Genomic DNA, 26,080 nt, shown 5'->3' with positions numbered 1-26,080 from the left:
GTAATCCACCTGCCGATGACCTCGGCGCGTTATCGTTGTTACTGGGACCACTCTGAGCGATAGTTTTGAAGATAGGAAAACCCTCGTGGCATCACGCTTTAAAAAGACGGCAACCGCTGCCGCCTCTACCCTGACCCTACTTGTTTTGCCTCTTGCTACCCCGGCGCATGCCGAGGGTACCAGTGAGTTGCAGATTCTGAATATTAACGACTTCCACGGTCGTATCAACAACAGTATTGGCATGGGTCTTGCTACAACTGTTCAGCAGCAACGAGCCGAAAACCCCAACTCCCTGCTGCTCTCAGCGGGCGACAACGTGGGCGCGTCCCTCTTTGTATCAAGCATCAGCGATGACGAGGCAACCCTGGACTACCTCAACGCCCTGGGTTTGCAGGCATCAGCGGTAGGCAACCACGAGTTCGACCGCGGTTTGGCTGATTTAATTAACCGCATTGCCCCCAAATCTAATTTTTCACAACTGGGCGCAAACGTCGTTGATACTGTCACTAACAAACCTGCCCTTGACCCTTACGTCGTTCTGACCGCTCCCGATGGCACCAAGGTTGCGGTCATCGGCGCGGTAACTGTTGAGACCCCTCAGCTGACCGATCCCTCAGCGCTAGGCTCTGTACGTTTTGAGAACCCCGTGGACGCGGTGAACAAGTACGCAGCGCAACTCTCAGACGGTGATGAGGCAAACGGTGAAGCTGACATCGTAATCGCTGAATACCACGAGGGTGTAGACACCGCTAACCCTAATGCTGATGCGATTGTGTCGCAGACCAGCGCCGATGTTGATGCGATTTTCACCGGTCACACCCACGCCGAGTACGTTCTTGAAGGCAAGATTCCCGGCAGTGCTAAGACCCGCCCTGTAGTGCAGACCGGCAACTACGGCGATAACCTGGGTAAGGTAGTGCTGACCCTCGATGAGAACAAGAACGTTATCAGCCACACCGCTGAACTGGTGGGGCGTGCTAAGGCTCCCAGCGACGAAGTTGTAGCTGCTGACCCCGTGCTCACTCGCGTCCAAGAAATCCTGACGAAGGCTAATGACTACGCTACCGAGGTGGGTCAGCGGAAACTCGCTACCCTCGAAGCTCCTATCACCACCGGTTGGGACGCCGGCAAGGCTGAGAACCGCGGCGGTTTTGATCAGCGTGACCGCGAATCAACCATGGGTCACCTGATTGCAGATATGTACCTGTCAGCGGCTAATTCCACCGGTCGCACCCCCGCCGATATTGGCATCGTAAACCCCGGCGGTCTACGCGATGAGTTCCCCGGCGGTCTGCGCTCCTCCCTGGAGACTCCGCTGACCGACATCACCTTGGCTCAGGCTGTAGGTGTGACCCCGTTTGCGAATAACCTGTGGACCACCGAACTCACCGGCGCCCAGCTTAAGCAGGTGCTTGAAGAGCAGTGGCAGACCACCGACGCCGAGCGAACCAGCCCCGCATCACGCAGCTACCTGCAGCTGGGTTTCTCCAACAATCTGACCTACACTTTCACCGGCGAGCGCGGTGAGGCTGGCTTAGCAACCGCTGACCGGAATATCGCTGAAATTTTCGTCAACGGTAAGAAGGTCGCTGATGATCAGAAGATTACCGTTGCTATCCCCTCCTTCTTGTTGGGCGGTGGCGATAACTTCCGTACCCTGGCGCAGGGCACTAACTCTCGTGATACCGCGCTGGTTGATTCTGATGCTTTCCAGACCTACTTGAGCGAGCAGAAAAATGTTGCTCCGCGCTTCAACAAGCAGGCTGTTAAGGTTTCAGGTGTTGCTGAGTCTTACGACGTGGCGGGTAACCTGACCTTTACCGCCTCTGAGTTGAATGTTGCTTCTTTCGGTGCTCCCACTGTTGAGAACCTCATGGTTTCGGTCGATGGTGTTGAGCTGGGCACTGTTGCTGTCACCGACGGTACAGCAGCTATCAACCTGCCCCTGGCGGGTAAGGTTACTGCCGGTGAGCGCCTTGTCACCCTCAAAGACGCGGCAACCGGCACGACCGCCAACATCAGCGTTCTATTCACTGGCGAGGTCGCACCTCAGCCCAGCGATGACGAATCAAAGAAGCCTGCTGTTCCCGCACCGGTTGATAGCCCCGACGCTACCCCCAGCCCTGAGGTAACCAAGCCGGCAGATGAAGCCAAGTCAGATGATAAGAAGTCAGACGAGGCGAAGACTGATGCTTCACCGAGCCCCTCTACAGCTGCTGTGAACACCTCGCAGAACTCAGGTTCGCAGGGTTCAACCGCACAGACCCAGCAGACTCAAAAGCCCCTAGCGAACACTGGTTTCGGTGCTCTGCCGCTAGCAATGGTGGGTGTAGCCCTGGTGGTTGTAGGCGGTGTGCTGATGGCACGTCGTAAGACGCTGTAACCCTCAGGTGAAATGACAGTGGCAGGGCGCACGCGCGTCCTGCCATTTTTGCACCCTACACCTATGCCTTATGCCACTCTCAGTAGGCTTACTGCTAGGTTAGAAACTAAGTAATGGGGCGGTTGCCCGCCCCACCTGCGCCGGTAGAAGGCGCTAGGTTTTAGAGCAAGGAGCTTTTCTCGTGGGATCATTCAAACACACCACTGTTATTGCCAGACCGGTGCAGGAGGTCATCGACTGGCACCTGCGACCCGGTGCGCTAACGCGCGCCACCCCTCACTGGGCAGGTTCTGTTGAGCTTGATAAGGGCGTCGAAAAGGGTATGCAGGCACGGTTGAAGGTGGCAGTACCCGCCACTAAGGGTCTGATGACCCGCAATTGGACGGCGCTCATCACCGAGGTCACTGACCGTTCCTTTACCGACACCGCACTCGAAGCACCCGTCGCGCAATGGCAGCACACGCACGACTTCTTAGAAACCGCTAACCAGACGGTGGTACGCGATAGCATCGAGTTCACGCTGACACCGAAGGACGCGGTGAAAGAACGCGCCGTAGCTAAGAACTCCGGTGCTTTGGAGTTTGCGGGCAACGCACTCACCGGCATTGAGGCTATCTCAGATAAGGTAGCCGAGCGTTTCTTTGAGAAGGTTTTTCAGGCTCGTGGTGCGCGCATTGAAGCTGATCTAGAGTTTCAGGAACGCTACGCCGATGTAGCCCCACAAACCATTGTGATTGCGGGAGCCTCAGGCATGGTCGGGCGTCAGGTTTCGGCACTGTTGACCACCGGCGGTCACACGGTACGCACCCTGGTGCGTCGCGCCCCTCAAGCTGAGGGTGAGTACCGCTGGGATCCAGACGCTGGTGAAATCGATGAAAGCGTTTTTGAGGGTGCGGACGCGGTAATTCACCTGGGCGGTGCCTCTATTAATACGCGTTTCACTGAGAAGAACAAGAAGAAAATCCTCGAATCCCGGGTGAAATCCACCGCTTTGCTGGCGCGCACCCTGGCGCGTTTGGCGGGCGAGAATAAGGGCCCAGCAACCCTGGTGGTTGCTTCAGCAATCGGTATTTACGGTGCCGACAGGGCAGGTGAGATTCTGAGTGAAGATTCTACTGCCGGTCGAGATTTCTTAGCTGAGGTATGCGCCCGCTGGGAGCAAGCAGCTGACCCGGCACGCGAGGCAGGTCTGCGCGTCGTCCACGTTCGTACCAGCATTGTACTCACCCCCTTAGGCGGTGCCCTACGCCTGCAACTGCCCCTGTTTTTGACCGGCACCGGCGGCACGGTGGGCAAGGGAGAAAACATCCAGTCGTGGATTTCCCTCGACGATATCGCCGGCATTTACGTACACTCTGTACTGCGTGAGAACGTTGAGGGCGCTATCAACGCGGTAGCGCCCGAACCCGTGGCTAATAAGAAGCTGGCGACAACCGTAGGTAAGGTGCTCAAGCGTCCTGCCGTGATGCGCGCACCGCGCCTAACCTCAGATGCACTGCTGGGCAAAGAAGGCACCGACCAGCTGGTACTTGCCGATCAGAATGTCTCCAATGACAAGCTCACTGGCACCGGTTACGTCTACTTTCACGACACCCTACGCCGGGCTCTTGAAAGCGAACTGGGCTAGCCCCACCCCCTCCCGCCGAGTTCCTGTTTTAAATCAGGATTTCGACAACACATCTCGGCGGGAGGTTTTGTATATATCTAGCGCTTCTTGACGTGATGCTTTGAGATCCACCAGCGGTACTGGGTAGTCAGGGGCAGAAAATCCGAAGCCCTTGGGGTGTTCGGTGTGCAGCGTCCGCGCGTCAGCACCCACCAGTTCAGGTACCCATCGCTTGATATAAAGGGCGGACGCGTCAAACTTTTTGCCCTGTAAGAGCGGGTTGAAAATGCGGAAGTAGGGGGCGGCGTCCGCACCGCACCCGGCAACCCACTGCCAGTTGCAAGGGTTAGAGGCGGTATCGGCATCGACCAAGGTATCCCAGAACCAGCGTTCGCCCTCGCGCCAGTTAATGAGCAGGTTCTTAGTGAGATATGAGGCGACGACCATGCGCACGCGGTTGTGCATGTGCCCGGTTTCCCAGAGCTCGCGCATGCCTGCATCAACGAGAGGGACGCCGGTGAGCCCTTTCTGCCAGGCGGTGAGTTCTTGCGGCGCTTGGTTACCGGTGAGCCAAGGGAAGCTCTGCCATTCGCTGCGGAACTCGGTGTTGTGCAGGTTGGGATTGTGAAAGGTGAGGTGCCAGCAGAATTCCCGCCAACCGATCTCGCTAGCAAAACTGGCGGTGTTTGCCGTAGGTTCTTGGGCGGTGTGCAGGGCGTGCAGTACGTAACGGGGGCTGATTTCGCCAAAGCGCAGGTGGGGCGAGAGGTTGCTGGTGGCTTTCTGACTGGGGCGGTCGCGACCTTCATCGTATCTATGCACGGTGGATTCAACGAAGGTGCGGCAAGTCTTGAGGGCGCTGGTTTCGCCGGGTGTCCAGCGTTCTTTCAGCCCGACAGTCCAGTCGGGGCGGGTGGGTAGCAGTGTCAGACCATCGATGGTGGTAAGCCCCGGTAGGTTCGAGGCTACGCTTTCAGGCAGGACGCTTGCCGCGAGATGTTCTTCGCCCAAAGGGTGCGGTGCCGGTAGCGGCGCGGGGAAGTCTTGCGCTGAAAGCGCCTTCCAGAAGGGCGTAAAGACTTTGTAGAAATCGCCGGATGCCGGTTTCACAACCCAGGGTTCGTGCAGTAAGAACCCAGTGTAGCTGTGCGCTTCGATGGTGTGGGCGTGTGCCCAGTCTTTGAGGGCGGTATCGACGGTGCGCTCGGGCAGGGCGTAGCGGCGGCTGTAGTGCAGGTGGGTTGCCCCGATATGGCTTGCGAGGGCGGGCACAGTGTCTAAAGTTTTCCCGCGCAGGATCACCAGGTTGATGCCCAGTTCTTTAAGTGCCTGTGAGTGACTGGTTAGGGAGTGGTGCAGCCACCATTTTACGGCACGGCCCAGGGGTCTTACTTCCTCGGATTCTTCATCGAGCACGTAGGCAGCGTACACGCGTCCGCCTGTTTGACGTGCCGCAGCCACCGCGGCGTGCAGGGCTTCGTGGTCGTACACGCGCAGGTCATCTCTGAAAAGAACAAGGTGGGTAGTCATGGTTCAAGTGTAGTAGGCGGCTCGGGCGGCGGGTGTGAAACGCTTGCGGATTGAAATGCATCATTATGACGGACGTGCGTTCGCACCTCACACCTTTAACACAACGGATGACTGCACCATCTGGGCGAATGAGTACACGATTTAGTGCATATGCTGCAAAAAGTGTTGCAAGAGCACGAAAAAACCGCTCTGCCCAGAACGTTTGTCCTAGTCAGAGCGGGTTTTTACTCGGTGCGCAAGGGGGGACTTGAACCCCCACGATCTTGCGATCACTGGCACCTGAAGCCAGCGCGTCTGCCAATTCCGCCACTTGCGCAAGTGGCTGAGTGTTGATTTCTCAACAAGCAACGAAGACTACTATACACATTTTCGTACCAACCCCACAAATTGAACTTTATGGAATGCACCACAGAAACCGGTTCGATGGGGACAATTTGGCTATATCACCTAAAATAGAAGTACACGCAGTATGAGCGTAGCACCACTGTCGGCTTTCATGTGAGCCTTCTTAACCTGGTTTATAGAGGAACAACTCAGGTTTTCCTCATCTTGGGTTCATGTAAAGCCGGTAGTCTGGTTCACTCGCACAAAAGATGTGCCGGTCAGCGAAGGAGGCGTCATGGGTTTCATCAATAAAATCGAACAGGGTTTAGAGAAAGCTGTGCGCTCCACTTTCAGCAAAGGCGGTCAGTTTGAGCCTGTAGATATCGCCAACCGCGTCCGCACAGAGATGGATAACCGCGCTTACGCTATTCCCTCAGGACGCACGATTGCACCCAATGTTTTTACCATTGAGTTCGCTGCCGACGATTTTCACCGTGTGCAGGATTGGGGTGCTCCACTTGCTGAAGAGCTGTGCGATGTAGCAATCCGCCATGCGCGTGCCCAAGCGTATTCTTTGCGTGGCTCAGTGCGCGTGACCTTCGTTGTCGGTGATGATTTAGAGCCTGGCGACTTTGTAGTGAACTCATCGCAAGAGAAAATCGCTGCCCCCCATCAAGAAACGAGTGCAGCTGCCACCGGCGCCTTTCACCGGCAGGCACGCACACCGAGCGCACCTTCGCAGAATGCTCGCGGTGAAGCTTCGTTGCCTAGCCGCATTATCAAGCCAGCGGCACCCCATACGTCGCCAGCATACGGCGGACGCGCTGAACCCCACCGCGCAGCCCCTAGTTTCACTCCGCCCAAGCCAGCTGTTCAGGTAGTTCTTGATATCAACGGCGAGCTGTACTCCATTAATTCTTTCCCCGTTGTTTTGGGTCGCGGACGCACCGCTGATATCACCGTTGAAGATGCCGGTGTTTCGCGTCGCCACCTAGAAATTGATGAGCGCGACGGCACCTATATTGCCAGCGACTTAGGGTCTACCAACGGTAGCCAGCTTGACGGTGCGCCACTTATAGGTCGCCGCGAGATCAGCAACGGCTCTGTCATTTCGATGGGGCGTGCCCGCATTATTTTTCGTCTGATGGTTCCGAGGAGCTAACACTATGGCATCTGAAATTACCGTCACTTTGTTGCGCTTCGCATTTTTAGCTTTGCTGTGGCTTTTTGTCTTTATGGTGCTCGCGGCTGCCCGCCGCGATCTCGGTATTGGTCGCAACTTGCGTGCCGCACGGACGCCCGAGGTAGCTCCCAGCGCCAGCGTAGCACCTGCGTCCGACCCTACGCCGGTTGCACCGCCACCTGCCCGCGCTACCCAGCTCACTATCATTGATGGTGCCCAGGCTGGCGCCGTGATGCGATTGGGGGACTCACCCATTACTATTGGTCGCGCCGACGATATTAAAGTGGCACTGCAAGATGATTACGCGTCGGGTCATCACGCGCGTCTTTTCCCGCAGGGTTCGCGCTGGTTCCTTGAAGATTTGGGGTCAACCAATGGCACTTTTGTGGGCGACACCCGCCTGACGCGAGCAACCGCCATTGATATTGGCACCGACTTCCGCGTTGGTCACACGACGATGCGGTTGAAGGCATAAGACTCTATGAATATTGCCTTTCGATTCGCGGCACGCTCAGATGTGGGTATGGTGCGCTCCAAAAACGATGACTCTGCGTACGCTGGTCACTACCTAGCTGTCGTTGCTGATGGCATGGGTGGTCACGTGGGCGGTGACGTCGCGTCAGCCACCACTGTTCTTGATCTTACCCCGCTTGATCGCACCGGTTATTCGGGGTCTGCCGGCATCTATCTGGCTGATGAGATTCAAACAGCCAATATGATTATGAATGAGCTGGTAAGCCTCAACCCTGCCCTCGGTGGTATGGGTACCACCTGCACGGCTCTACTGATTGATGGCGGACGCATTGAGTTAGCTCATATTGGTGATTCTCGCGCGTACCGTCTGCGCGATGGCAACTTTGAGCAGATTACTACCGATCACACTTTTGTGCAGCGCCTACTCAGCGAGGGGCGCATCACCCGCGAAGAAGCAGAAAATCACCCCCACAAAAACGTGATTATGCGCGTTTTGGGTGACGTGGATGCTTCCCCCGAGCTTGAACTTCAAACCTTGGACGCGCAGGTTGGCGAAAAGTGGCTTCTTAGCTCAGACGGTCTTGATAACTGCGTCAGCTTAGAAGAAATTGAGGCGGTACTGCGTTCTACCGGTGACCTCAAGCAGATTGTCGACACTCTCACTGACCTCACCCTTCAGCGCGGAGCGCCCGATAATGTCACTCTGGTGGCGTTGCAGGTGATTGCTGAGGATACGCTGTCGCAGGCAATTACTGCCCCACAGCCTATTATTCCTGTTCGGAAATATGACGATTCGGGAACACATGTGGGTGTTCACCCTGTTCCTGCTGAAGATATCATCGATGTCGATGCCGCAGAACAGGCGCCCGAAGACCACCACAAAATTCCCTGGCGACGACGCCTGCCCAGTGATGCCAAACTACGCAACGCCCTGCGCCACGGAAAATGGCGTGGCGAGTCTTTCTCTGACGGCGTGCTGAACGTGATGACCCAAACCGCGGGCGTTGATGAACGCCCGGTCAACGCAGAGGAATCATCGGCGTCCGTCCTGCGCACCGAGCTGAAAGAACGCCCGCACCAGCTGGTGGGGTCTGCGGCTAACGCCACCCAGACCGGGAAGATTCCCGCGGTTGCTGAACGTACTGTGCAGCAGCGCGCCACTCTGGCGCAGACTGCGACTCTCCAGTCGCAGGAAAAGACCGCTGAGCTACCCGAGGATTTTCGCGCTCTGCTTGAGGGTGAAGACAATGAAGATCCTCGCCCTCGCTGGGCGGTGCGAATTTTCGCCGCCATATTGACCTTGGCGGTGCTGGCAGCAACCGTTTGGAGCGGTCTGAGCTGGATCTCAAACCGCTATTATGTAGGCGTCAACAACAATAAGGTTGCTATTTACAGCGGCGTCCCCCAGTCGGTGGGTCCCATTCATCTGTACGAGCTGCTCGATGAAACTTCTATTGAGGTAGATACTCTGCCGGAGTACTCGCAGTCGCTACTGCACAACACCATTACGGCTACTGACCGTCAGGACGCCGAGCGTATTGTTGATAACCTCAATCAGCAGGTCATCCGTCGCGCGCCTACCCCTGGCACCGTTACCACCGTGACGCCTGAACCCAGCGCGTCCGCACCAAGCGAACCTAAGGCACCTGAAACTCAGACTACCGATGCAGGGGTTCGGTCCGAGACAACGCAGGGAGGTCAGTAATGTCTACACAAGCAGTACCGCGTAGTCGCGCTATCACCGGGTTTGTGCTGAGCGCTTTTGCTGTTGCTTTGTGCCCGCTGGCGATGTGGCTTATTGATGCTGAGCTGATTGCTGCCGGTGATACCCGCTGGCGCACGGCTACCATCACCCTGGCGGTGGGCACCCACGTTATCTATCTTGTTTCTTTCTTCCGCGCGCGTTACGCTGATCCGCTCATTTTGCCCCTCGTGGTGGCATTGAACAGCGTTGGATTGGCAATGATTTATCGCATTGATTTGACTACCAGTGCGGACGCGGGTGAGTCGCAGGTGATGTGGACGGGTGTGGCGATGGGCGCTGCAATGCTTGTGCTAGTGGCTTTGAAAAACCACAGGGTTCTGCGTAAGGTCACGTATATTTCTTTAGCGGTATCTATTGTGCTGCTCTTACTTCCGCTTATTCCCCGCCTTGGTCTTGAAATTAATGGTGCGCGCATCTGGGTGAGCGTGGCGGGTAGAACTTTCCAGCCCGGTGAGATTGCCAAGATCACCCTGGCTATATTCTTTGCTGGCTATCTTTCGACGCACCGTGATTTGATTCTGCTTGCTGGTAAGCGAGTTGGTCCCGTCCATCTGCCCCGTTTCAAAGATTTGGCACCTATGTTCATCGCGTGGCTGGTGAGCATCGGTGTTCTGGTGTTCCAGCGCGATCTTGGCTCGGCAATTCTCTTCTTCGGCTTGTTCATGGCGATGCTGTTCCTGGCAACCGGGCAGATTACCTGGATTGCTCTGGGTTTGTTGTTCGTTGCTGCCGGCGGTTTTCTCGCCTACAACTTCATCTCCCACGTGCATTACCGCATCTCGTCGTGGATTCACGCTTTTGACCCCGAGGTCTATAACCAGCCGGTGGGTGGCTCTGGGCAGATTGTGCAGGGTGTTTTTGGTCTTGCCTCTGGCGGTCTATTCGGACGCGGCTGGGGCAGCGGACGTCCTGACCTGGTTGCCTACTCCAATTCAGACATGATTGTTACCGCCCTCGGTGAAGAACTGGGTCTTCTGGGGCTGGGCGCGATTTTGATGGTCTTCCTCCTGCTGGTATCAAGGGGTTTCCGCGCGGCACTCGGTGTACGCGATGCTTTCGGCAAGCTTCTGGCGGCTGGGCTTTCAGCTGTTATTGTTCTTCAGCTCTTCGTCGTTATCGGCGGGGTTACCCGTCTTATTCCGCTGACCGGTTTGACGACCCCTTTCATGTCGGCAGGCGGTTCTTCTCTTCTTGCCAACTGGGTGATTGCGGCTTTATTGATTGCTATTTCGCACTCGGCGAGGGCACCGCAAGTGGTTGATGCTTTCTCAGATCAGGACGCTGTGGCGGGCTCCATTGCCGCCTCCGAAGGTCATGAGGGAGCAACTTCTGTGATTTCTAGAATTTCAGACGAACAGGCAAACGCTGCAGGAGGTGGCAGATAAATGAATAAGGCTATTCGCAGACTCTGGATTGTGTCTGCCTGCGTCTTTGCCCTCCTGCTGGGAGCGCTTACTTACATTCAGTTTTTTGAGTCAAAGAACCTCATGGCGAATCAGTGGAACAGTCGCCAGCTCTACGATTCCTACGGGGCACAGCGCGGTTCTATTGTGGTCGGCGGCGTTGAGATCGCTTCTTCGGTGCCTTCTGATGATGGTTATAACTACCAGCGAGTGTATGCCCAGCCAGAAATGTATGCGAGTCTTACCGGCTACTTCTCTTCTGTGTACGGCACCACCGGCATTGAGTCTGCCATGGATAAAGAGCTTTCAGGCACCGCTGATGAGCAGTTCTATGATCGCATTTCGCAGATGTTCTCGGGTAGCAGTGCCCAGGGGGCAACTGTTGAGCTAACCATCGACCCTGTCTTGCAAAAAACTGCATGGAACCTTTTGCGGGGTCACAAGGGAGCCATCGTGGCGCTCAACCCCAAGACCGGTGAAATCTTGGCAATGGCGTCCTCACCTTCTTACGACCCCAACGCCCTGTCTTCGCATAACAGCGCTGAAGTCATTGAAAACTATGCGGCACTGAATCAAGACCCCAGTAACCCCCTGCATAACCGCGCTATTGCCGGTAACACCTATGCACCGGGTTCCACCTTCAAAATTATTGACGCTGTGGCAGCCCTGGAATCGGGCAAGTACACGGCAGAGTCTGTGATTGATAACCCCCAGAACCTGCCCCTGCCCAACACAAATATCAGCCTGCCCAACTACGTCAACGGTCAGTGTTCAACACGCGCCCAAGCCACTATCGAGTGGGCTTTGGCGCAATCGTGTAACACCCCCTTCGCGCAGATTGCAATGGCTCTAGGGCAGGATAAGATAGCTCAGACGGCGCAGAATTTTGGGTACGGTCAAAAACTCAGCATTCCCCTTTCGGTTTCGCAGTCTGTCTTTCCCCAAAATATGTCTGATGACCAGTTGGCTTTGGCATCAATTGGTCAGTACGACGTAAAAACTACTCCTCTGCAGGTCGCTATGATGTCAGCTGCTATTGCTAATGAAGGCAAGCAGATGAAGCCCAACATGATAGCGTCTGTGAAATCTCATAATCTAAACTCACTGTATGAATTTTCCAGTGAGCAATTAAGAACTTCTACTAGCCCAGAAATTGCTGCGCAGGTTAAGGATTGGATGGTGAACGACGTGGAAAACGGCATTGCCTCGGGTGCCGCCGTCAATGGCGTTGAGGTAGCTGGTAAGACCGGTACCGCCGAGATTGGTGATACCGGCTCTAACAACGCGTGGTTCACGGGTTTTGCTCCGGCGGATGACCCTCAGATCGCTGTTGCAGTAGTTTATGAAGATGTAGATGCAGTTACTGGTGCTTCGCTCACCTCTCCGGCGGGCAAAGCTCTTTTTGAGGCGGTGTTGAACTAGTGAGACCCTCTGTTGATACGACGCTCGGTGGTCGTTACGACCTGACTGAGCGCATTGCCATTGGCGGAATGGGTGAGGTCTGGAAGGCTCGCGATAAGGTTCTTGGTCGCATTGTGGCGGTTAAGATTCTGAAAGAGGAATATACGGGTGATCCGGGTTTCCTCGAGCGTTTCCGCGCCGAAGCGCGTCACACTGCCCTGCTAAACCACCCCGGTGTAGCGAACGTCTTTGACTACGGTGAAGAGGACGGCTCTGCTTATCTGGTGATGGAGCTGGTGCCAGGTGAGCCGCTATCTAACATCATTGAGAAAGAGAAGCGTCTTGATTCAGACCGCATTCTCAATATCATTGCCCAGACTGCTCGCGCTCTGGCGGCTGCTCACGCACAGGGTCTGGTTCACCGAGATGTGAAACCAGGCAACCTCATTATCACTCCGGACGAGCGCGTTAAAGTTACTGATTTCGGTATCGCTCGTTTGGCTGATCAGGTTCCTTTGACCGCGACAGGTCAGGTGATGGGTACTGCCCAGTACCTCGCGCCCGAACAGGCGACGGGACAGCAGGCAACCGGTCACTCCGATATGTACTCTTTGGGCATTATTGGCTACGAGTGTTTGGCGGGTAAGCGTCCTTTCACCGGTGAGTCACAGATTGCTATTGCGCTGGCTCAGGTAAACGACCCGCCACCCCCGCTACCGCAGGATGTTCCGGCGCCCGCTGCTGCGCTCATTATGTGCCTGCTGTCCAAGGATCCCCAGCAGCGTCCTGAGACTGCTACTGCTTTGGCTTCTGCGGTGGATGCGATTCGCCGCCGCGATGTACCGGCAGCCATTAAAGCTGTGCCTTCCTTGGTAGCTTTCTTGCCGCAGGGTGCTGAGACAAGCGCTACCGAGGTAATGCCACCGGCAACTAAGGTTGCGCCTACTGCGCGTTTTGGTTCCGGTGCTCGTTTTGCACCGAAGCCGACCACTGCGGCACTGCCCGAGGTGGGCGTATCCGGTTCAGCTGCTGCGCCTGCGGCATCTGCACCTCGACCCGCGCCGGTCAAAAAGTCTTCACTCTGGGGTTGGGTATCGCTGTTCTTGGCGGTCATTTTGTTGGGTCTATTGGGTGGGTTCTTCTTGCTCAATAACAAGGATGATGATTCATCGCCCGCGCAGAGTTCAAGCACAGCCCCGACCCCGTCGGGCACCGTCTCAACGGTAAGCTCAGCACCTGCAACTGAAGAACCAGCTCCCAACCAAAACGAGGCGCAGCGAGTTTCAATCCGCAGTAGTGACTACACCGGTAGGGCACTTGATGATGTCATCAATGACCTCACGGCGCTAGGTTTTTCAACCAAAACCGAGGGAATCGTTTCAGATGAGGAGAATGACACCGTCCTCTCTATCTCCCCGACGGGTTCACTCAAGTCGGGCTCAACGATTACCGTTACCTACTCCACCGACCCTGAAAGCGTCGTGCTGCCCAACGACCTTGAGGGACGTAACGCTGATGAGGTCATTAGCGAAATTACAGACATGGGCATTAACGTCCAGTTGCATATGCGGCAGACAAACAGTGCAGACCCTAACACTGTGCTTCGCACCTCGCCTTCTTCAGGCTCACGCGTTGAAATTGGTAGTAGTGTAGATGTTTACGTGGCGCAGACACCTGCAACTGCTTCGGCATCTGCGACTCCCAGTGCGCCTGCAGCTCCTGCTGGAACCAAAAACTCCGGTGCAGCAGCAGACCCTAGTGCTTCAGCGAACGCCCCTGGGAGCGTTGCGACTGAGCCTTCTTCAGCCCCTTCAGAGAACAACGGATAAAGCATGGAACTGAATATTCCCGACACTGTTGACCAGCGTTATAGCGTTGGTGAGGTTATTGGTAGCGGCGCTATGGCTACTGTGTATGCGGCTACCGATAATCGGTTGGGCCGCCAGGTGGCGTTGAAGGTTTTACGCCCAGAGATTGCCCGTGATGAGGCTGCGCGTGTGCGTTTTACCCGTGAGGGTGAATCAGTTGCCTCACTGAATCATGCTGGCATCGTGGCTGTCTACGATACTGGTTCTGTTTCTGTTGAAGATTCAGGTGAGCAGGTTGAGGTTCCTTACCTGGTCATGGAGCTGGTACACGGTAAGTCTTTGCGCGATGTTTTACGCGGTGGAGGAGTCTCTGTTGCGGATGCCGCTGTTTACGGTGTGCAGTTGATGGATGCCCTAGATTGTTCCCACAGTGCCGGGGTGATTCACCGCGATGTGAAGCCCGGTAATTTGATGGTGCTTGAGGCAAGCGATGATGATCGCAAGCAGGGCATTCCCGGTCGTATTAAGGTTATGGACTTCGGTATCGCTCGCGCGGCGATGGAGGGTGAGCCACTGACTCAGGCAAATATGGTGCTGGGCACCCCTCGCTATATCTCACCGGAGCACGCTAGTGGCGCTGCTGTTGACGAGCGAAGCGATGTTTATTCTGCTGCCGTGGTGCTGTACGAGATGGTTGCTGGGCGCGCACCGTTTACCGGTGATGTTGCCAGTGATTTGTTGTCTAAGCATTTAAGCGAGGATCCGAAGGCTCCGAGTTTCTACGCTAAGCGTGAGGTTCCCGTTGAGCTAGATCGCGTCATTTTGAAGGCTTTGAGTAAGGATCCCGCGAGCCGTTATCAGAGCGCTGCGGAGTTCCGCAATGCTTTGGTGCATGCTACGCATTCTTTGTTGCCCACGTCTATTCTTGAAAATCTTGATAACGCTCCGGCAACAACCGCTTTTACTCCTGTTGAGACTCCTATACCTACCAGCCAGCCGGGTGCCGGTGTTGCTGGCGCTGCCGGTATCGGCGCTGCTATGGGTGCCGGGGCGGTAGCTGCTTCCAGCGCTGCAACCCCTGCTAGCGCGTCCTCAGCTACTCCTCCCACCGGCGAGGTAGCAGGTTTAGGCGGTATCTTCACGGACGCGCAGGATGAGTACTCCCGCGAAGAAGTATTGGAGTACGGACGCGATGAGGAGCTGCTGCGCAAGAGCCGCCGCAGGCGCGCGTGGGGCAGGTTCCTCTCTGGTCTGATTATTTTCTTGCTGGCCGCTTCGTGTATTGGCATTGTGTTGTACTATAACAACAAGCTGAACGAGGTTCCCACCGTTGCTGTTCCTTCGGTGACCGGGCAGATGCAGGCGGAGGCTGAGAATACTCTGCGTAATGCTGGTTTGCAGGTGGAGCACATCGAGGATTTCTCGGATAACGTTCCCAGAGGTCAGGCAATCGGCACTGTCCCCGTGGTGGGTACCGCTGTTGATGAAAACTCTATGGTGACTTTGAAAGTTTCAAAGGGTAACGAGCAGATTAAGGTTCCCGGTGATTTGGCGGGTCAGTCTGAGGCTTATGTTCGTGAGGCTTTGACTAAGGCTAACCTTGTTCCCGGTAGGGTTTCGACGGTAAATGACCCCACTATTCCTGCTGGTTTGGTGGTGGCTGTTGAGCCGGGTGAGGGTGAGTCTGTGAAGGCTGAGTCCACCGTGAACATTGTGCTGTCAACCGGTAAGGTTGAGGTTCCTGATTTGGTGGGTCTGACTCGCGATCAGGCGATTGCTGCCTTGACTGGTCCTGATACTCTGCTGAGCACCAATATTGAGAATGTGCAGACAACCTCGGCACCGGCTGGTACCGTGATGTCGCAGAGCGCGGCACCGGGTACGTCCATTGAGCAGGGTTCCACGGTGACTATTCGTATTGCGAATGCTCCTACTCCTACCGCAACTGCGGCACCGGCTACGCCCAGCGCACCGGCGGCTTCTAATGCTCCGAGTGCAGCACCTAGCGCACCGGCTAATCCTAATGCGCCGGCAGGCAATGCGCCTCCGGCTCCGAGCGCGACTGCTTCAGCTGCTAATCGTGCGCCTGCTGCGCCCAGCACGGCGGCAACCGGTGGCGCTAACCGCTAGGTTGGTTCTCTAAGAGTGAGTAAAAGCCCTGCACTGTTTACAGTGCAGGGCTTTTTAGTATCTGGCTTTGCTGTGGGAGCGTGTTTATTCGCTGACTAGGGGTGAGAGTGCGGACGCGCGTTCGGCGACCCCGGCAATGCCACCTACTTCTTCGAGCCAGTTACCGAGCATGAGGTAGCCGCCTTCTGTGAGTACTGATTCGGGGTGGAACTGTACTCCGTGCAGGGGCGCTTCGGTGTGGGCTAGACCCATGATGATTCCGTTGTCGGTGCGAGAGGTGACGCGCAGTTCTGCTGGCACCGTTTCGGGTTCGACGGCAAGGGAGTGGTAGCGGGTAGCGGTGAAGGGTGAGGGTAGGTTTTTGAAGACTGAGTCGCCTTCGTGTACCAGCGATGAGGTTTTGCCGTGCATGAGTTCGGGCGCGTGTGAGACGGTAGCGCCGAAGGCTTCAGCTATTGCCTGGTGACCCAGGCAGACCCCGAGAAGGGGTTTGCGCGCGTCCTTAGCCCAGCGAATCACGTCGATGATGACGCCAGCATCGGCGGGGGCACCGGGGCCGGGTGATACGAGTACGCCGTCGTGGTTCTCGGCAAGAGCAATAGCCTCTTCAACGCTGATTTCGTCGTTGCGTACAACCGTTGTTTCGGCGCCCAGTTGCTGGATGTAGCCCACTAGGGTGAACACAAAGCTGTCGTAGTTATCGATGACAAGAATTTTGGTCATAAGGTCATACCCTGCTATTCGATGGTTGAGGTTTCAGTAAAGGGGCTGTACTCAGCGAGCACAGGAAAGACGTATTCCATGAGTATGAAAACTGCGGTGAGAATCAGAAGTAGCGCCAGAATGATGCGTACTGTCAGAGGTCCGGGAAGGTGGCGAAAAATCCATCCGTACATGCTTTAGCTTCCTTCCACAGTTGATGCGATGTCTTGGGGTGCGCCAGCGGCAAGAGGCTGCCAGCCGTCAAAGCTGGCATGAACAATATAACGTTCGGTGTCTCCGTAGCGCGGGTGGCAGGTGGTGAGGGTCAGGGTGCGCTCGGTGGCTTCAGCGCCGGGTTCGTTGGGTACGGGTGCGATAACCTCTACCTGATGGGGTAGCACAATGTGAGACTGATAGACGGTGTAGGTGTAGTAGCCGTCGATAGTCTGAACGTAGATTTTGTCGCCGTTTTGCAGCTTGTCGATGCGGTCAAGCACCGCTCCGTTAGTTTGGCGGTGACCTGCGAGCGCTAAGTTCCCGACTTCGCCCGGCTGTGCTGTGCCTTCGTAGTGACCGAGTCCTAGGGTGTCGAGGACGTCGTTACCGGTGCCTTCGGCGATGGGTCGCTGGTAGCTTTCACCCAGTCGCGGTATGTAGATGACTCCGTAGGCTTGACCGTAAGCATCCGCACCTGTTGCCACCGGGGGGTTGGTGGGGTCAAAGTTTACGGTATCGGTGCTGGCGGGGTCTGCACTGTTCGCGTTGTCGGTGGAGGTACCGCCGTCCTCGACCTGCCCCGATGCGTCGGAGAGTGCGGACGCTGCCGCCTGCTTAAATTTCTGGGTGAGGGAGGAGACCGCGTCCTGCTGGGCACTGTTGGCGGCGATATTCGTCCACCACAACTGCCAGGCAACAAAGAGAAGCAGTATGAAACCGAGGGTGAGCAGCAGCTCTCCAATGATCTGCACAGCCCATTGCCCTGCGGTGCGAGCAGGGGCAGCCCGGTGAAAGCCGGAGCGCCCTGTTGCTGCTGTATTCATTGCTCCCTTTCGGTTGCGCATTGGTAGCTTCTAGTAACAACGATATAATTGTGTACTGAATTAGTTTTATTTCATTGTAAACCGTACAGTTGTGCGGCACTGGAGGTACCGTGGCATCAGGTAGCAAGAAGGCAGCAGAGAGCGGCATGGACGAAGAGGTTCAGTTGCGCCGTGTGGCACGCGAGATGAGCCAGGATCAGTTCGCCTCACCCACTCCCCTGTGGTACCGCGTCATCATGTTTGGCTTGATGATTATCGGTGTTTTGTGGATTATGACCTATTACATTAGTCAGACTCTTTACCCCATTGCATCTATTGGTGCGTGGAACCTTGTGGTGGGTGTGGGTTTGATGATGATTGGTCTGATTATGACAACTAGGTGGCGTTAGTTAGGTGAGCGGCAAAGGTTTCGCGGGTTCTGATATTCACCCCGAGCTGCCCGAGCAGCCTTCTGATGGTTTTAAGCCGGATGTAACGAACCCGGCGAATTTGGCGCCGGTTGATCCTACGGAGAAACGCGAAGAGCGCGAAGATATTAAAGCGGCGATTCTTGAGACTAAGTTGCGCCGTTGGGCGTTGCTGGCTTTTATTGTGATGCCCGCCCTTTATGTCATTTGGCAGCAGTTTTTCGCTTAGGCTGTAGCTAGCCCCGTCCTTATACGGTGTATAAAAACTGCCCGCTACCAGAAGGTGGCGGGCAGTTTCACTCGCACATCCACTCACAGAAGTCTCTCTCTGCTGGTGAATCCATCCCCTCGCGTGAGGGGAAACTTTTTTATGCCTCGGGTGCGGTGAATTCGAGGTCGAGTTCGATGAGAACCTTGTCTGAGACCATGACGCCACCGGTTTCAACGGCTGCGTTCCAGGTGATACCGAAGTCTTTGCGGGAGATGGTGGTTGATACGGACGCGCCGGTGCGGGTGGTGCCGAAGGCGTCTACCGCTACGCCGCCGAACTCGCCGGTCAGGGTGACGGGGCGGGTCTCACCGCGAATGGTCAGGTTGCCTTCAACGGTGATGTCTTCACCGTTGATCTCAACGGAGCGTGAGGTGAAGGTCATGGTGGGGTAGTTTTCAGCGTCGAAGAAGTCTGCTGATTTGAGGTGACCGTCGCGGGCTTCGTTCTCGGTGTTGATGGAAGCGATCTGGAGGGTCGCTTCAACGGTTGAGTCTAAGATGTTCTCAGCTACGTTGAACTGCGCGTCGATCTGGTCGAAGCTGCCGCGTACCTTTGAGATGCCTGCGTGACGTACAACGAAGCCTACGTGTGAGTGTGCTGCGTCGATTGCCCAGGTGCCTGCGGTGAGTTCTGCCATGATGCCCCCCTTGGTTGAAGCTGTTTTACCTACAAGAATTACTTTACGAGTAAAGTTTATACGAGGCAAACTTTCCTTGTAAAGTTTCTTCATTAAGGGGCACCAAGAGGTCAGATGTGCGTCATTTTCAGGCTAAAAATGACGCGCACCTGACCTATCGCGGTGTATTGCGAGAACCTAGCGCTTCAACGACGCACCGTTGGACGCGATGACCTGCTTGTACCAGTCAAAGGACTTTTTCTTGTAGCGCTGCAAGCTACCCGAACCGTCGTCATGACGATCCACATAGATAAAGCCGTAGCGCTTAGACATCTGTGCGGTAGATGCCGAGACCAGGTCAATGCAACCCCAGCTCGTGTAGCCCAGCAGCTGCACGCCGTCCTCAATAGCCTCAGCCACCTGCACCAGATGGTCATTCAGGTAGTCAATACGGTAATCGTCCTCAACCGTGCCGTTCACCAGCTCGTCTTTAGCGCCCAAACCGTTCTCTACGATAAAGAGCGGCACCTGCCAGCGATCCCAATACTCATTGAGAATGTAGCGCAGACCCACCGGGTCAATCTGCCAGCCCCATTCTGAGGCTTCCAAGGTGGGGTTCGGGATTCCGCCAATGATGTTGCCCTTACCGCTTTCCTTCTCGGTGGCAGACTCACACACCGACATGTAGTAAGAGAACGAGACAAAATCAACGGTGTGCTTCAGATCTTCACGGTCAGCATCGGTTATTTCAAGCTTGACACCCAGCTCGCGCAGCTTACGCCTGAAATAGCCGGGGTACTCACCGCGCACATGCACATCGCCAAAGGTGAAATCGTCATGGGAGGCAATCAGCGCCGCCATAGCGTCATCAGGGTGAGGGGTCAGCGGGTAACGCGGAACCGCCAAAATCATGCAACCCACCTTGCTCTCGGGGTCAATTTCGTGGGCAATCCTGGTCGCCCGACCAGACGCCACCAGCTCATGGTGAATTGCCTGGTACAGGTTCTGCGCCCCGATTTCTTCGGGTATTCCCTCAATGCCCGAGAACATTGGAAAGTGCAGCACCGAGTTAATCTCGTTGAAGGTCAGCCAGTAGCGCACGCGTCCCTTGAAGTGCTCCATGACGGTGCGGGCGTAGTTCTCAAAGAAGCCGATGACCTTGCGGTTGGTGAAGCCACCATATTCACGCATAATGTGCAGCGGGGTTTCATAGTGGCTGAGAGTCACCAGCGGCTCAATGCCTTGAGAGCGCATGTAGTCGATGACGCGGTCATAGAACTCTAGCCCCTCCCGGTTGGGTTCAGCCTCATCCCCGCGCGGGAAGATGCGGCTCCACGCGAAAGAAATACGGAAGGTGGTAAAACCCATCTCTGCCAGCAGATCGATGTCTTCTTCGTAGCGGTGGTAAAAATCAATGCCTTTGAGCTTGAGATTATCTTCGGTGGGGCCGTCCGTGGCAGGGCGGGTGACGCCACCGGGCAGAATATCCTGCACGCTCAGACCTTTCCCGCCCTCATTGTAGGCGCCCTCAATCTGGTTAGCGGCGGTCGCTCCGCCCCACAAAAATCCTTCGGGGAACATATTCTCTTCTTTCTCTCCTTTTAACACAAAAGACCTGAGCCACACAGAACGTGAATCTCAGGTCTAGCCCCTAGCACATCAGCAGCAGGTCAGCTGTTCATACCGGTGAAGGGTAACGATCCATTTCTGAGTCTAGACCTCATACTGTGAGCGGTACAATTAGTTTCACCCTTGTTAATAAATATGCCCCTCCCCCAGCGCTTCGTAGATTCGCTGGGTCACGCGCTCCATCACAGACGAGGTGATCTTCCAGTGCTGCCAATACAGCGGAATCTCCACGGGCGCGTCGGCGAGTTTCACCCAGCGTCCTGCCGCGAGCGCGTCCGCGCACTGAACGTAGGGCACGATTCCCCAACCGATGCCGGTATCAACAGCGCGTACGTAATCCGGCGATGAGGGTACATAGACGCTGGGGGCGTCCTGCAGGTTTTTGCCCAGCTTGAACTTTGCGGCGATAAGTTGGCGGCCGCGTTGCTGACCGAAATCCTTGTGGTCGTATTCGATGACGGGTGCGGACGCGAGTTGTTCGGCGGTGAGGTTGCGGGGAAGATCAGGAAAGAAGTCTTGGGCAAATTCGGCGGATGCGACGGGCCAGTAGCTGCCGATGCCCAGTTTTTCGACGGAGCAGCCTGCGATGGCTTCTGGTTCTGAGGTGACAGCTGCCATGACCTCGCCGGAGCGTAGCAGGGCTGATGAGTGGTATTCGCCTTCGCGGCGCAGGTCGCAGTAGATGTGGTCTTCACGGGCGAGGACGCGCACGGCATCCAGTAGCCAGGTGGAGAGCGAGTCGCTGTTGATTGCTATTGCCACTGTTTGCCCGGAGCGGTCGCCGTCGAGTTCGCGGGCGAGTTCGTCGTGGAGGTACTGGCTTTGCCGTGCCACGCGGAGCACGAGTGTGCCGGGTTCTGTGGGTTCTACGGGGTTGGTGCGTTTGATGAGGACGCGCCCGGCTGACTGTTCCATGGCTTTGATGCGTTGGGAGACAGCTGAGGCGCTAATCATGAGTACGTCGGCGGCAGCTTCGAAGGTTCCGTAATCAACGACGGTGGCGAAAGTGGTGAGCTGGTCTGCGGTAAAACGGGTCATAAGAATATCTTACGCACCGTGAGAATCCTTAGATTGTCTAATTAGACCTAAGACCGTATTGTTTCTCGGGTGACTAGCGCAGAAATCTTCTCTCATTACCTTTTAGGGGTTACGACCCTGCTGACGCTGATTGTGGCTATTGGCGCGCAGAACGCCTATGTGTTGCGTCAGGCGATTCTGGGTAAGTTCGTTGTGCCCATTGTGCTCTTTTGCATCGTTTCGGATATTTTGTTGGTGGGCTTGGGAGTCTTTGGTTTCGGCATCATTGTTGAAAGCGCCCCCTGGCTGTTGGAGATTCTGCGCTGGGGTGGCGGTGCTTTCTTGCTTTGGTATGGTTTTTCAGCTGCCCGGCGCAGCCTGAAGCCTTCTGCCTTGAAGGTGGACGCCTCGACTCAGGGCCCGCAGACCTTGCAGCGGGCACTGGTGCTGGCGGCGGCGATGACTTATTTGAATCCTCACACCTATATCGACACTGTGGTTCTGTTGGGGGCGCTGGCGAACCAGCAGGGCGATGAGGGGCGCTGGTACTACTATGCAGGGTGCGCCACCGGTAGCGTTCTCTGGTTTATAGCCCTCGGGTTTGGTGCGCGTTTTCTGCGTCCTGTCTTTGCCAATCCTAAGGCGTGGCGGGTGCTCGATGGGCTGATTGCCCTGCTCATGTTCTTCCTCGCCTACAAGGTTATGTTTGGTATGCATTAGCCAACCGATCCGCAGACGCCCTCAAAAGCCATCACGAATCCAAATTCAAAGGCGGTTCCTGAGAAGCGGTACTTCTCAAGTAGCTCAGGGGCGCAGTTGTTGGAGCCTATGCCGGTTTGTTTGTAGTCAGTGGTGAGTGCTGTTGCTCCGGCTTGTTGTAGCCGGTCAATCAACTCGAAGTAGTCCTCGAAAATCTCCAGGCCCGTTGCCTATGGCGTGGCTGTATCCCAGGTACTGACCGTTGAGCCACACGTAAAAACAGGAATCAACGCTTCAAAGTTCAGGTTGACCCGCGGGGCGTCCTGCAGAGGGGCGTAGGTGAAGTCTCGCAGGTAGGCACCGGCAGGGTTGTTGTGGGGTACGAAGGGCGGGTCAATCGCATGGGGGTAGTTGACGTTGGTGTACTGGTGGGTGTCCATAACCGTGGTTTTGCCAGACGCTCGGTACAGGAAGGGCGTCGAGCCCATCCACCGGGTAGTCATCCGCGAAGAACCCTTCGGGTACGTCATAGATGCTGGCGAAGTATGCGAAATTCCAGTTTCCACTGAGCAGACTCAACCGGTCTGATGCCTCGCGGTTGTGTGCTAGGGCACCCATGGTACGGGGACGTGGGCACAAAGTAGGAGCGCACGGGCAGGGTATTTTCGTGCAACACCTTGAGGTTTGGTAGTGCTGTGGAACAATCACGAGGTTCTTCCTTCTCTGCGAATCAGGCTGTAGTTGCAGATTCTTTACTGAGCTTATCGGGTGCCCATTCCTCTCGGTGGTAACCGCTGGTTAGCCTTGGTTTATGCCTCTTGCGGCGCTGATAGTTCTCGGGCGCGCGTCCGCTTGGTCAAATGTGGCAGTTCTTATGAGCTTTTGTAGCGGTTCTAGGTGCTAGGACGCGTGAGACCAGATACCATTTATAGGGAAAGACCGCCGCTATGCGGCACTTGCGACAAGGAAAGAGCGTCAGCAATTGGCGCTCAAAATTTTTATAGGAGTACATATGGAACTCGACGTCACTATTGAAATCAACCGTGGCTCACGCGTTAAGTACGAAATTGACCATGAGACCGGTCGCCTGCGCCTGGATCGCGTGCTGTTCACCTCAATGCAGTACCCCACCGCTTACGGTTACTTTGAAAACACCCTGGGCGAAGATGGCGACCCCTTGGACGCGATGGTCATCCTTGATGTTGATGTTGTGCCCGGTGTTTTGGTTGAGTCACGCCCCATCGCTGTTTTCCGCATGACCGACGAAGCCGGTGGCGATGACAAGGTTCTGTGTGTTCCCTCAGATAAGCGTTACAACCACATCCAGTCCATCGACGATGTATCTGACCAGCTCAAGGCTGAGATCCAGCACTTCTTCGAGCGTTACAAGGATCTGGAGCCCGGCAAGTGGGTTAAGGGTGAAGGCTGGGAGAACAAGGACTTCGCTGAGAAGCTCGTTGTTGAGGCTCAGGAACGTTTCAAGGCTTCGCACTACGGTTCAGCTGCTGAAGCTAAAGCAGACGAAACCCACTAAGCTGTAGAAAGCTTTGGGGCTTTGACGCTTTATTGAAGCTCAAGGGGGGGGTCACCGATGTACACCGGTGCCCCCCCTTTAAGCAGACCATTCACCTTTATATGCATGATTCACCTCTGACCCGGGGGTGAATCATGCATTTAAAGGAGAATGATGACGCTTGCCCCAATCTGTTTACCTCACACCGAACTCACCATTGCTGTATAAAATCGGGCAGTTATTCCACTGCCCTACATCGGAGGGTAAAAACTCGACGAGATTCGCGGTATCTACCGGGTGCCCAGCCGCCCTGTCATCGTAGGAATGGAGGTAATTGATACAAATGTTCCACCCCGCATCAGCCAGTGTCTTCACAGCTGCGTAGCCGGTGCTGTTGCTTCGTACTGCACCGGTCACCAGAGCTACTGCACTCATGGCTTATCTCCTTTTAGGGAAGTGCCGATAAAGCGCGCAAAACCGCCCAAAAGCATCTGGGCAACCTCCCGGTCACGGGCATAGACGCCCAGCTCAGCGTCCGGGGCGATGTCCTGCGGTCCAATGATTCCCGAAGACATCTCAAGGCTGCTACCTTCGTCCTCTTCGTCAAAGGTAAAACTCAGCCCGTCTACGAAAGCGCCACCCAGAGCGTTTTCAACAGGTTGCAGAGCAATCACGTCACCGGGGACATAGTGGACGGTCTCGGCAAGGGGCACCAGCTCATTCTCTGCATTCTCTTCAACGAGCAACTCTTCGGTGAGCTCGACGTGCGCCTCGTGGGAGCTACGCAACTCTAAGGGCCACCACAGGTGCATGTATTCAGCAAAAGCCTGCCACAACTCCCCCGATGGCAGCTCAGAGATGATATACAGATCAGTCCTGACCTCTTGCGCCGAGGGCACCTCTGTGGTTTGGATTTCTTCAATGTGATGCGAGAACAGTGAACTCATATCTTCAGCTTAACCCGCTGGAAGTCTTTAGCGTATCCCTTGTCTTAGTTCTGGGGTACGGGTGGGCCCATGAGTAGCAGGGCAACATAAACGACCACAATGACGCCCAGCAAAACGGCTGTAGCCAGCAGGGGTTTACGCAGTACCCACGCCTGCACCTTCTCGATGAAGCCTCGGGGCGTTTCACCACCGGGTGCCAGACGCCAACTGCCGGTGAGCAACCCAAGCTTTTTTAGGTAGATTTCGTAGGGGACGGTGGCGAAGGGGATAACCGAGAGCAAAATGCCGGTAATACCTACAGAGGTTTTCCATTGCTGGTTAACCCATACGAAGAGGGTCACTGCCACGTAGCTGAGGAATACAAAGCCGTGCAAGCCACCAGCTGTAGAAACGAAGTCTGCTACCCCGGTTGCTCGGCTTATTATTGCGGCAATTAACCCTGCCCAGGTGATTGCCTCTGCGGTGGCGAAAATACTAAAGAGTGTGCGTGGGGTGAGATTCATAAGAGTGGATTCCATCTGTATCTATGTCTGTGTGTACAGGGTGAGGTTTCCACTCTACCGCTTTTACTTTACTGTTGCGTGATGAGGATGCGGACGCGGGTTCTTCAGTTGCTCATAGTAAGTGGGGATCTTCTTCCAGGGTATAAAGAGGGCATCTATACCTGCCATTATGAAGAAGTAAATGTCCCCGATAATAAAACCACTAATCAGACATACAAAGAACAGGGAGATACTCACTAGGAGATGGGGGCTTCTCGTTCTGAGTAGCCGTAGGGAACAAAGCGGGAGCGCACTCCCTGCTATCCCACTATAGCTACAGCCCATATATTGCCCGTGAGCATCGTAAAAATACTGAACTTAAACCCAAAGCTCTGAATCGAGGTTTATGCACGCTATGACAGAGACAACAGTTATAGTTATGGCAGCAAGTAAACAGGTGACAGTGTCTTTCATAGTAGGCTCTCCACATCTTTGTAGGGGCTTTACTGCATCTTATGATCCTGAATTTTACTGCACGGGGGGTGGTGCAAGCAGTTAGGGATTTGTTACTAGGTTCTTAAACGAGAAAAAGTCCCTACCGTCAAACGATAAAGACTAAATCCCAAACAAAAAACCCGCGGTGACCTACTCTCCCACACCCTAACAAGTGCAGTACCATCAGCGCAAAAAGCCTTAACTACTGGGTTCGGAATGGAACCAGGTATTTTACTCTCGCCAAAACCACGGAAA

Annotated in this window: 25 protein-coding genes, 1 tRNA gene and 1 rRNA gene; 13 read left to right on the top strand and 14 right to left on the bottom strand. The window is 55.4% G+C overall.

Features of this window, described 5'->3' with window-relative positions:
* Positions 1-85: 85 nt before the first annotated feature.
* Positions 86-2,383 (top strand): bifunctional UDP-sugar hydrolase/5'-nucleotidase, encoded by a 2,298-nt coding sequence (locus JTP09_RS09735; RefSeq protein ID WP_204878269.1) that lies wholly within the window; start codon positions 86-88, stop codon positions 2,381-2,383.
* 181 nt (positions 2,384-2,564) lie between these two features.
* Entirely contained in the window at positions 2,565-4,010 is a 1,446-nt protein-coding gene (locus tag JTP09_RS10140; protein ID WP_204878268.1) for a TIGR01777 family oxidoreductase, read from the top strand.
* A 33-nt stretch (positions 4,011-4,043) separates the two neighbouring features.
* Here the strand turns inward: JTP09_RS10140 and JTP09_RS09725 are convergent, their stop codons facing one another.
* Together JTP09_RS09725 and JTP09_RS09720 are read right to left on the bottom strand one after the other, a co-directional pair.
* On the bottom strand, positions 4,044-5,519 hold the full coding sequence (locus tag JTP09_RS09725) for a deoxyribodipyrimidine photo-lyase (RefSeq protein WP_204878267.1): 1,476 nt from the start codon (positions 5,517-5,519) through the stop codon (positions 4,044-4,046).
* A gap of 232 nt (positions 5,520-5,751) precedes the next feature.
* A tRNA-Leu gene (locus JTP09_RS09720) sits at positions 5,752-5,835 on the bottom strand.
* 303 nt (positions 5,836-6,138) lie between these two features.
* Between JTP09_RS09720 and JTP09_RS09715 the strand changes: the two genes are divergently transcribed.
* From JTP09_RS09715 to pknB, 7 genes are read left to right on the top strand one after another with little or no spacing between them, the layout of a single operon-like run.
* Positions 6,139-7,005, top strand: a complete 867-nt coding sequence (locus JTP09_RS09715; protein WP_204878266.1) for a DUF3662 and FHA domain-containing protein — start codon at positions 6,139-6,141, stop codon at positions 7,003-7,005.
* Between the two features lie 4 nt (positions 7,006-7,009).
* Entirely contained in the window at positions 7,010-7,501 is a 492-nt protein-coding gene (locus JTP09_RS09710; RefSeq protein WP_204878265.1) for an FHA domain-containing protein, read from the top strand.
* Positions 7,502-7,507: 6 nt separating this feature from the next.
* Positions 7,508-9,205 (top strand): PP2C family serine/threonine-protein phosphatase, encoded by a 1,698-nt coding sequence (locus JTP09_RS09705; protein WP_204878264.1) that lies wholly within the window; start codon positions 7,508-7,510, stop codon positions 9,203-9,205.
* On the top strand, positions 9,205-10,650 hold the full coding sequence (locus JTP09_RS09700; RefSeq protein ID WP_204878263.1) for an FtsW/RodA/SpoVE family cell cycle protein: 1,446 nt from the start codon (positions 9,205-9,207) through the stop codon (positions 10,648-10,650). The genes JTP09_RS09705 and JTP09_RS09700 overlap by 1 nt, the downstream gene beginning before the upstream one ends.
* Complete coding sequence (locus tag JTP09_RS09695; RefSeq protein ID WP_204878262.1) at positions 10,651-12,090, top strand: penicillin-binding protein 2; 1,440 nt, start codon at positions 10,651-10,653, stop codon at positions 12,088-12,090. It begins immediately after the preceding gene.
* Positions 12,090-13,898: a protein kinase gene (locus tag JTP09_RS09690; protein ID WP_204878261.1), complete on the top strand. Its 1,809-nt coding sequence runs from the start codon at positions 12,090-12,092 to the stop codon at positions 13,896-13,898. The genes JTP09_RS09695 and JTP09_RS09690 overlap by 1 nt, the downstream gene beginning before the upstream one ends.
* A 3-nt stretch (positions 13,899-13,901) precedes the next feature.
* Positions 13,902-16,007, top strand: coding sequence for a Stk1 family PASTA domain-containing Ser/Thr kinase (pknB, locus tag JTP09_RS09685; protein ID WP_204878260.1), 2,106 nt, complete (start codon positions 13,902-13,904; stop codon positions 16,005-16,007).
* A gap of 84 nt (positions 16,008-16,091) precedes the next feature.
* On the opposite strand, the gene JTP09_RS09680 is transcribed toward pknB, so the two are convergent.
* The 3 genes from JTP09_RS09680 to JTP09_RS09670 are packed head-to-tail and all read right to left on the bottom strand — an operon-like array spanning position 16,092 to position 17,749.
* Positions 16,092-16,730 (bottom strand): aminodeoxychorismate/anthranilate synthase component II, encoded by a 639-nt coding sequence (locus JTP09_RS09680; RefSeq protein WP_204878259.1) that lies wholly within the window; start codon positions 16,728-16,730, stop codon positions 16,092-16,094.
* Positions 16,731-16,744: 14 nt separating this feature from the next.
* Entirely contained in the window at positions 16,745-16,903 is a 159-nt protein-coding gene (locus JTP09_RS09675) for a hypothetical protein (protein WP_204878258.1), read from the bottom strand.
* A gap of 3 nt (positions 16,904-16,906) precedes the next feature.
* On the bottom strand, positions 16,907-17,749 hold the full coding sequence (locus JTP09_RS09670) for a class E sortase (protein ID WP_204878257.1): 843 nt from the start codon (positions 17,747-17,749) through the stop codon (positions 16,907-16,909).
* Between the two features lie 110 nt (positions 17,750-17,859).
* Here JTP09_RS09670 and JTP09_RS09665 point away from each other — a divergent pair, with 110 nt between their 5' ends.
* Positions 17,860-18,138 (top strand): cell division protein CrgA, encoded by a 279-nt coding sequence (locus tag JTP09_RS09665; RefSeq protein ID WP_240333953.1) that lies wholly within the window; start codon positions 17,860-17,862, stop codon positions 18,136-18,138.
* Positions 18,139-18,142: 4 nt separating this feature from the next.
* Positions 18,143-18,385 carry a long-chain fatty acid--CoA ligase gene (locus JTP09_RS09660; protein WP_204878256.1) on the top strand — a complete coding sequence of 81 codons (243 nt, stop codon included), beginning with the start codon at positions 18,143-18,145 and terminating at the stop codon, positions 18,383-18,385.
* Between the two features lie 139 nt (positions 18,386-18,524).
* On the opposite strand, the gene JTP09_RS09655 is transcribed toward JTP09_RS09660, so the two are convergent.
* The 3 genes from JTP09_RS09655 to JTP09_RS09645 all read right to left on the bottom strand — a co-directional run bounded on the left by JTP09_RS09655 (position 18,525) and on the right by JTP09_RS09645 (position 21,710).
* Positions 18,525-19,064: a YceI family protein gene (locus JTP09_RS09655; RefSeq protein ID WP_204878255.1), complete on the bottom strand. Its 540-nt coding sequence runs from the start codon at positions 19,062-19,064 to the stop codon at positions 18,525-18,527.
* A 177-nt stretch (positions 19,065-19,241) separates the two neighbouring features.
* Positions 19,242-20,624: a glycoside hydrolase family 1 protein gene (locus tag JTP09_RS09650; protein ID WP_204878254.1), complete on the bottom strand. Its 1,383-nt coding sequence runs from the start codon at positions 20,622-20,624 to the stop codon at positions 19,242-19,244.
* A 174-nt stretch (positions 20,625-20,798) separates the two neighbouring features.
* Complete coding sequence (locus tag JTP09_RS09645; protein WP_204878253.1) at positions 20,799-21,710, bottom strand: ArgP/LysG family DNA-binding transcriptional regulator; 912 nt, start codon at positions 21,708-21,710, stop codon at positions 20,799-20,801.
* A gap of 69 nt (positions 21,711-21,779) precedes the next feature.
* Between JTP09_RS09645 and JTP09_RS09640 the strand changes: the two genes are divergently transcribed.
* Entirely contained in the window at positions 21,780-22,409 is a 630-nt protein-coding gene (locus JTP09_RS09640; protein WP_240333954.1) for a LysE/ArgO family amino acid transporter, read from the top strand.
* Here the strand turns inward: JTP09_RS09640 and JTP09_RS09635 are convergent.
* Together JTP09_RS09635 and JTP09_RS09630 are read right to left on the bottom strand one after the other, a co-directional pair.
* Entirely contained in the window at positions 22,406-22,582 is a 177-nt protein-coding gene (locus JTP09_RS09635) for a hypothetical protein (protein ID WP_204878252.1), read from the bottom strand. The genes JTP09_RS09640 and JTP09_RS09635 overlap by 4 nt on opposite strands.
* A 36-nt stretch (positions 22,583-22,618) precedes the next feature.
* Complete coding sequence (locus tag JTP09_RS09630) at positions 22,619-22,891, bottom strand: hypothetical protein (RefSeq protein ID WP_204878251.1); 273 nt, start codon at positions 22,889-22,891, stop codon at positions 22,619-22,621.
* A gap of 509 nt (positions 22,892-23,400) precedes the next feature.
* Between JTP09_RS09630 and JTP09_RS09625 the strand changes: the two genes are divergently transcribed.
* Positions 23,401-23,922 carry an inorganic diphosphatase gene (locus JTP09_RS09625; protein ID WP_204878250.1) on the top strand — a complete coding sequence of 174 codons (522 nt, stop codon included), beginning with the start codon at positions 23,401-23,403 and terminating at the stop codon, positions 23,920-23,922.
* Positions 23,923-24,096: 174 nt separating this feature from the next.
* Here JTP09_RS09625 and JTP09_RS09620 read toward each other — a convergent pair whose 3' ends face one another.
* From JTP09_RS09620 to rrf, 4 genes are all read right to left on the bottom strand, one after another.
* Complete coding sequence (locus JTP09_RS09620) at positions 24,097-24,336, bottom strand: hypothetical protein (RefSeq protein ID WP_204878249.1); 240 nt, start codon at positions 24,334-24,336, stop codon at positions 24,097-24,099.
* Positions 24,333-24,848, bottom strand: coding sequence for a hypothetical protein (locus JTP09_RS09615; protein WP_204878248.1), 516 nt, complete (start codon positions 24,846-24,848; stop codon positions 24,333-24,335). The genes JTP09_RS09620 and JTP09_RS09615 overlap by 4 nt, the downstream gene beginning before the upstream one ends.
* 44 nt (positions 24,849-24,892) lie before the next feature.
* Positions 24,893-25,366 (bottom strand): DUF3817 domain-containing protein, encoded by a 474-nt coding sequence (locus JTP09_RS09610; protein ID WP_239479206.1) that lies wholly within the window; start codon positions 25,364-25,366, stop codon positions 24,893-24,895.
* A 596-nt stretch (positions 25,367-25,962) separates the two neighbouring features.
* Positions 25,963-26,079, bottom strand: a 5S ribosomal RNA gene (gene rrf, locus JTP09_RS09605).
* Position 26,080: the final 1 nt, after the last annotated feature.

Origin of the sequence: Rothia sp. ZJ1223 (assembly GCF_016900985.1) — a bacterium.
Lineage (GTDB): Bacteria > Actinomycetota > Actinomycetes > Actinomycetales > Micrococcaceae > Rothia.
Note: the sequence above shows the minus strand (reverse complement) of the source record. Positions and strands in the feature narration are given on the sequence as shown.

Coding starts and splice junctions, on each gene's coding strand:
- JTP09_RS09715 (WP_204878266.1), top strand. CDS start 6,139: ATGGGTTTCATCAATAAAATCGAACAGGGTTTAGAGAAAGCTGTGCGC.
- JTP09_RS09670 (WP_204878257.1), bottom strand. CDS start 17,749: ATGAATACAGCAGCAACAGGGCGCTCCGGCTTTCACCGGGCTGCCCCT.
- JTP09_RS09655 (WP_204878255.1), bottom strand. CDS start 19,064: ATGGCAGAACTCACCGCAGGCACCTGGGCAATCGACGCAGCACACTCA.
- JTP09_RS09695 (WP_204878262.1), top strand. CDS start 10,651: ATGAATAAGGCTATTCGCAGACTCTGGATTGTGTCTGCCTGCGTCTTT.
- pknB (WP_204878260.1), top strand. CDS start 13,902: ATGGAACTGAATATTCCCGACACTGTTGACCAGCGTTATAGCGTTGGT.
- JTP09_RS09625 (WP_204878250.1), top strand. CDS start 23,401: ATGGAACTCGACGTCACTATTGAAATCAACCGTGGCTCACGCGTTAAG.
- JTP09_RS09705 (WP_204878264.1), top strand. CDS start 7,508: ATGAATATTGCCTTTCGATTCGCGGCACGCTCAGATGTGGGTATGGTG.
- JTP09_RS09680 (WP_204878259.1), bottom strand. CDS start 16,730: ATGACCAAAATTCTTGTCATCGATAACTACGACAGCTTTGTGTTCACC.
- JTP09_RS09630 (WP_204878251.1), bottom strand. CDS start 22,891: ATGACTACCCGGTGGATGGGCTCGACGCCCTTCCTGTACCGAGCGTCT.
- JTP09_RS09700 (WP_204878263.1), top strand. CDS start 9,205: ATGTCTACACAAGCAGTACCGCGTAGTCGCGCTATCACCGGGTTTGTG.
- JTP09_RS09675 (WP_204878258.1), bottom strand. CDS start 16,903: ATGTACGGATGGATTTTTCGCCACCTTCCCGGACCTCTGACAGTACGC.
- JTP09_RS09725 (WP_204878267.1), bottom strand. CDS start 5,519: ATGACTACCCACCTTGTTCTTTTCAGAGATGACCTGCGCGTGTACGAC.
- JTP09_RS09615 (WP_204878248.1), bottom strand. CDS start 24,848: ATGAGTTCACTGTTCTCGCATCACATTGAAGAAATCCAAACCACAGAG.
- JTP09_RS09710 (WP_204878265.1), top strand. CDS start 7,010: ATGGCATCTGAAATTACCGTCACTTTGTTGCGCTTCGCATTTTTAGCT.
- JTP09_RS09650 (WP_204878254.1), bottom strand. CDS start 20,624: ATGTTCCCCGAAGGATTTTTGTGGGGCGGAGCGACCGCCGCTAACCAG.
- JTP09_RS09620 (WP_204878249.1), bottom strand. CDS start 24,336: ATGAGTGCAGTAGCTCTGGTGACCGGTGCAGTACGAAGCAACAGCACC.
- JTP09_RS09645 (WP_204878253.1), bottom strand. CDS start 21,710: ATGACCCGTTTTACCGCAGACCAGCTCACCACTTTCGCCACCGTCGTT.
- JTP09_RS09610 (WP_239479206.1), bottom strand. CDS start 25,366: ATGGAATCCACTCTTATGAATCTCACCCCACGCACACTCTTTAGTATT.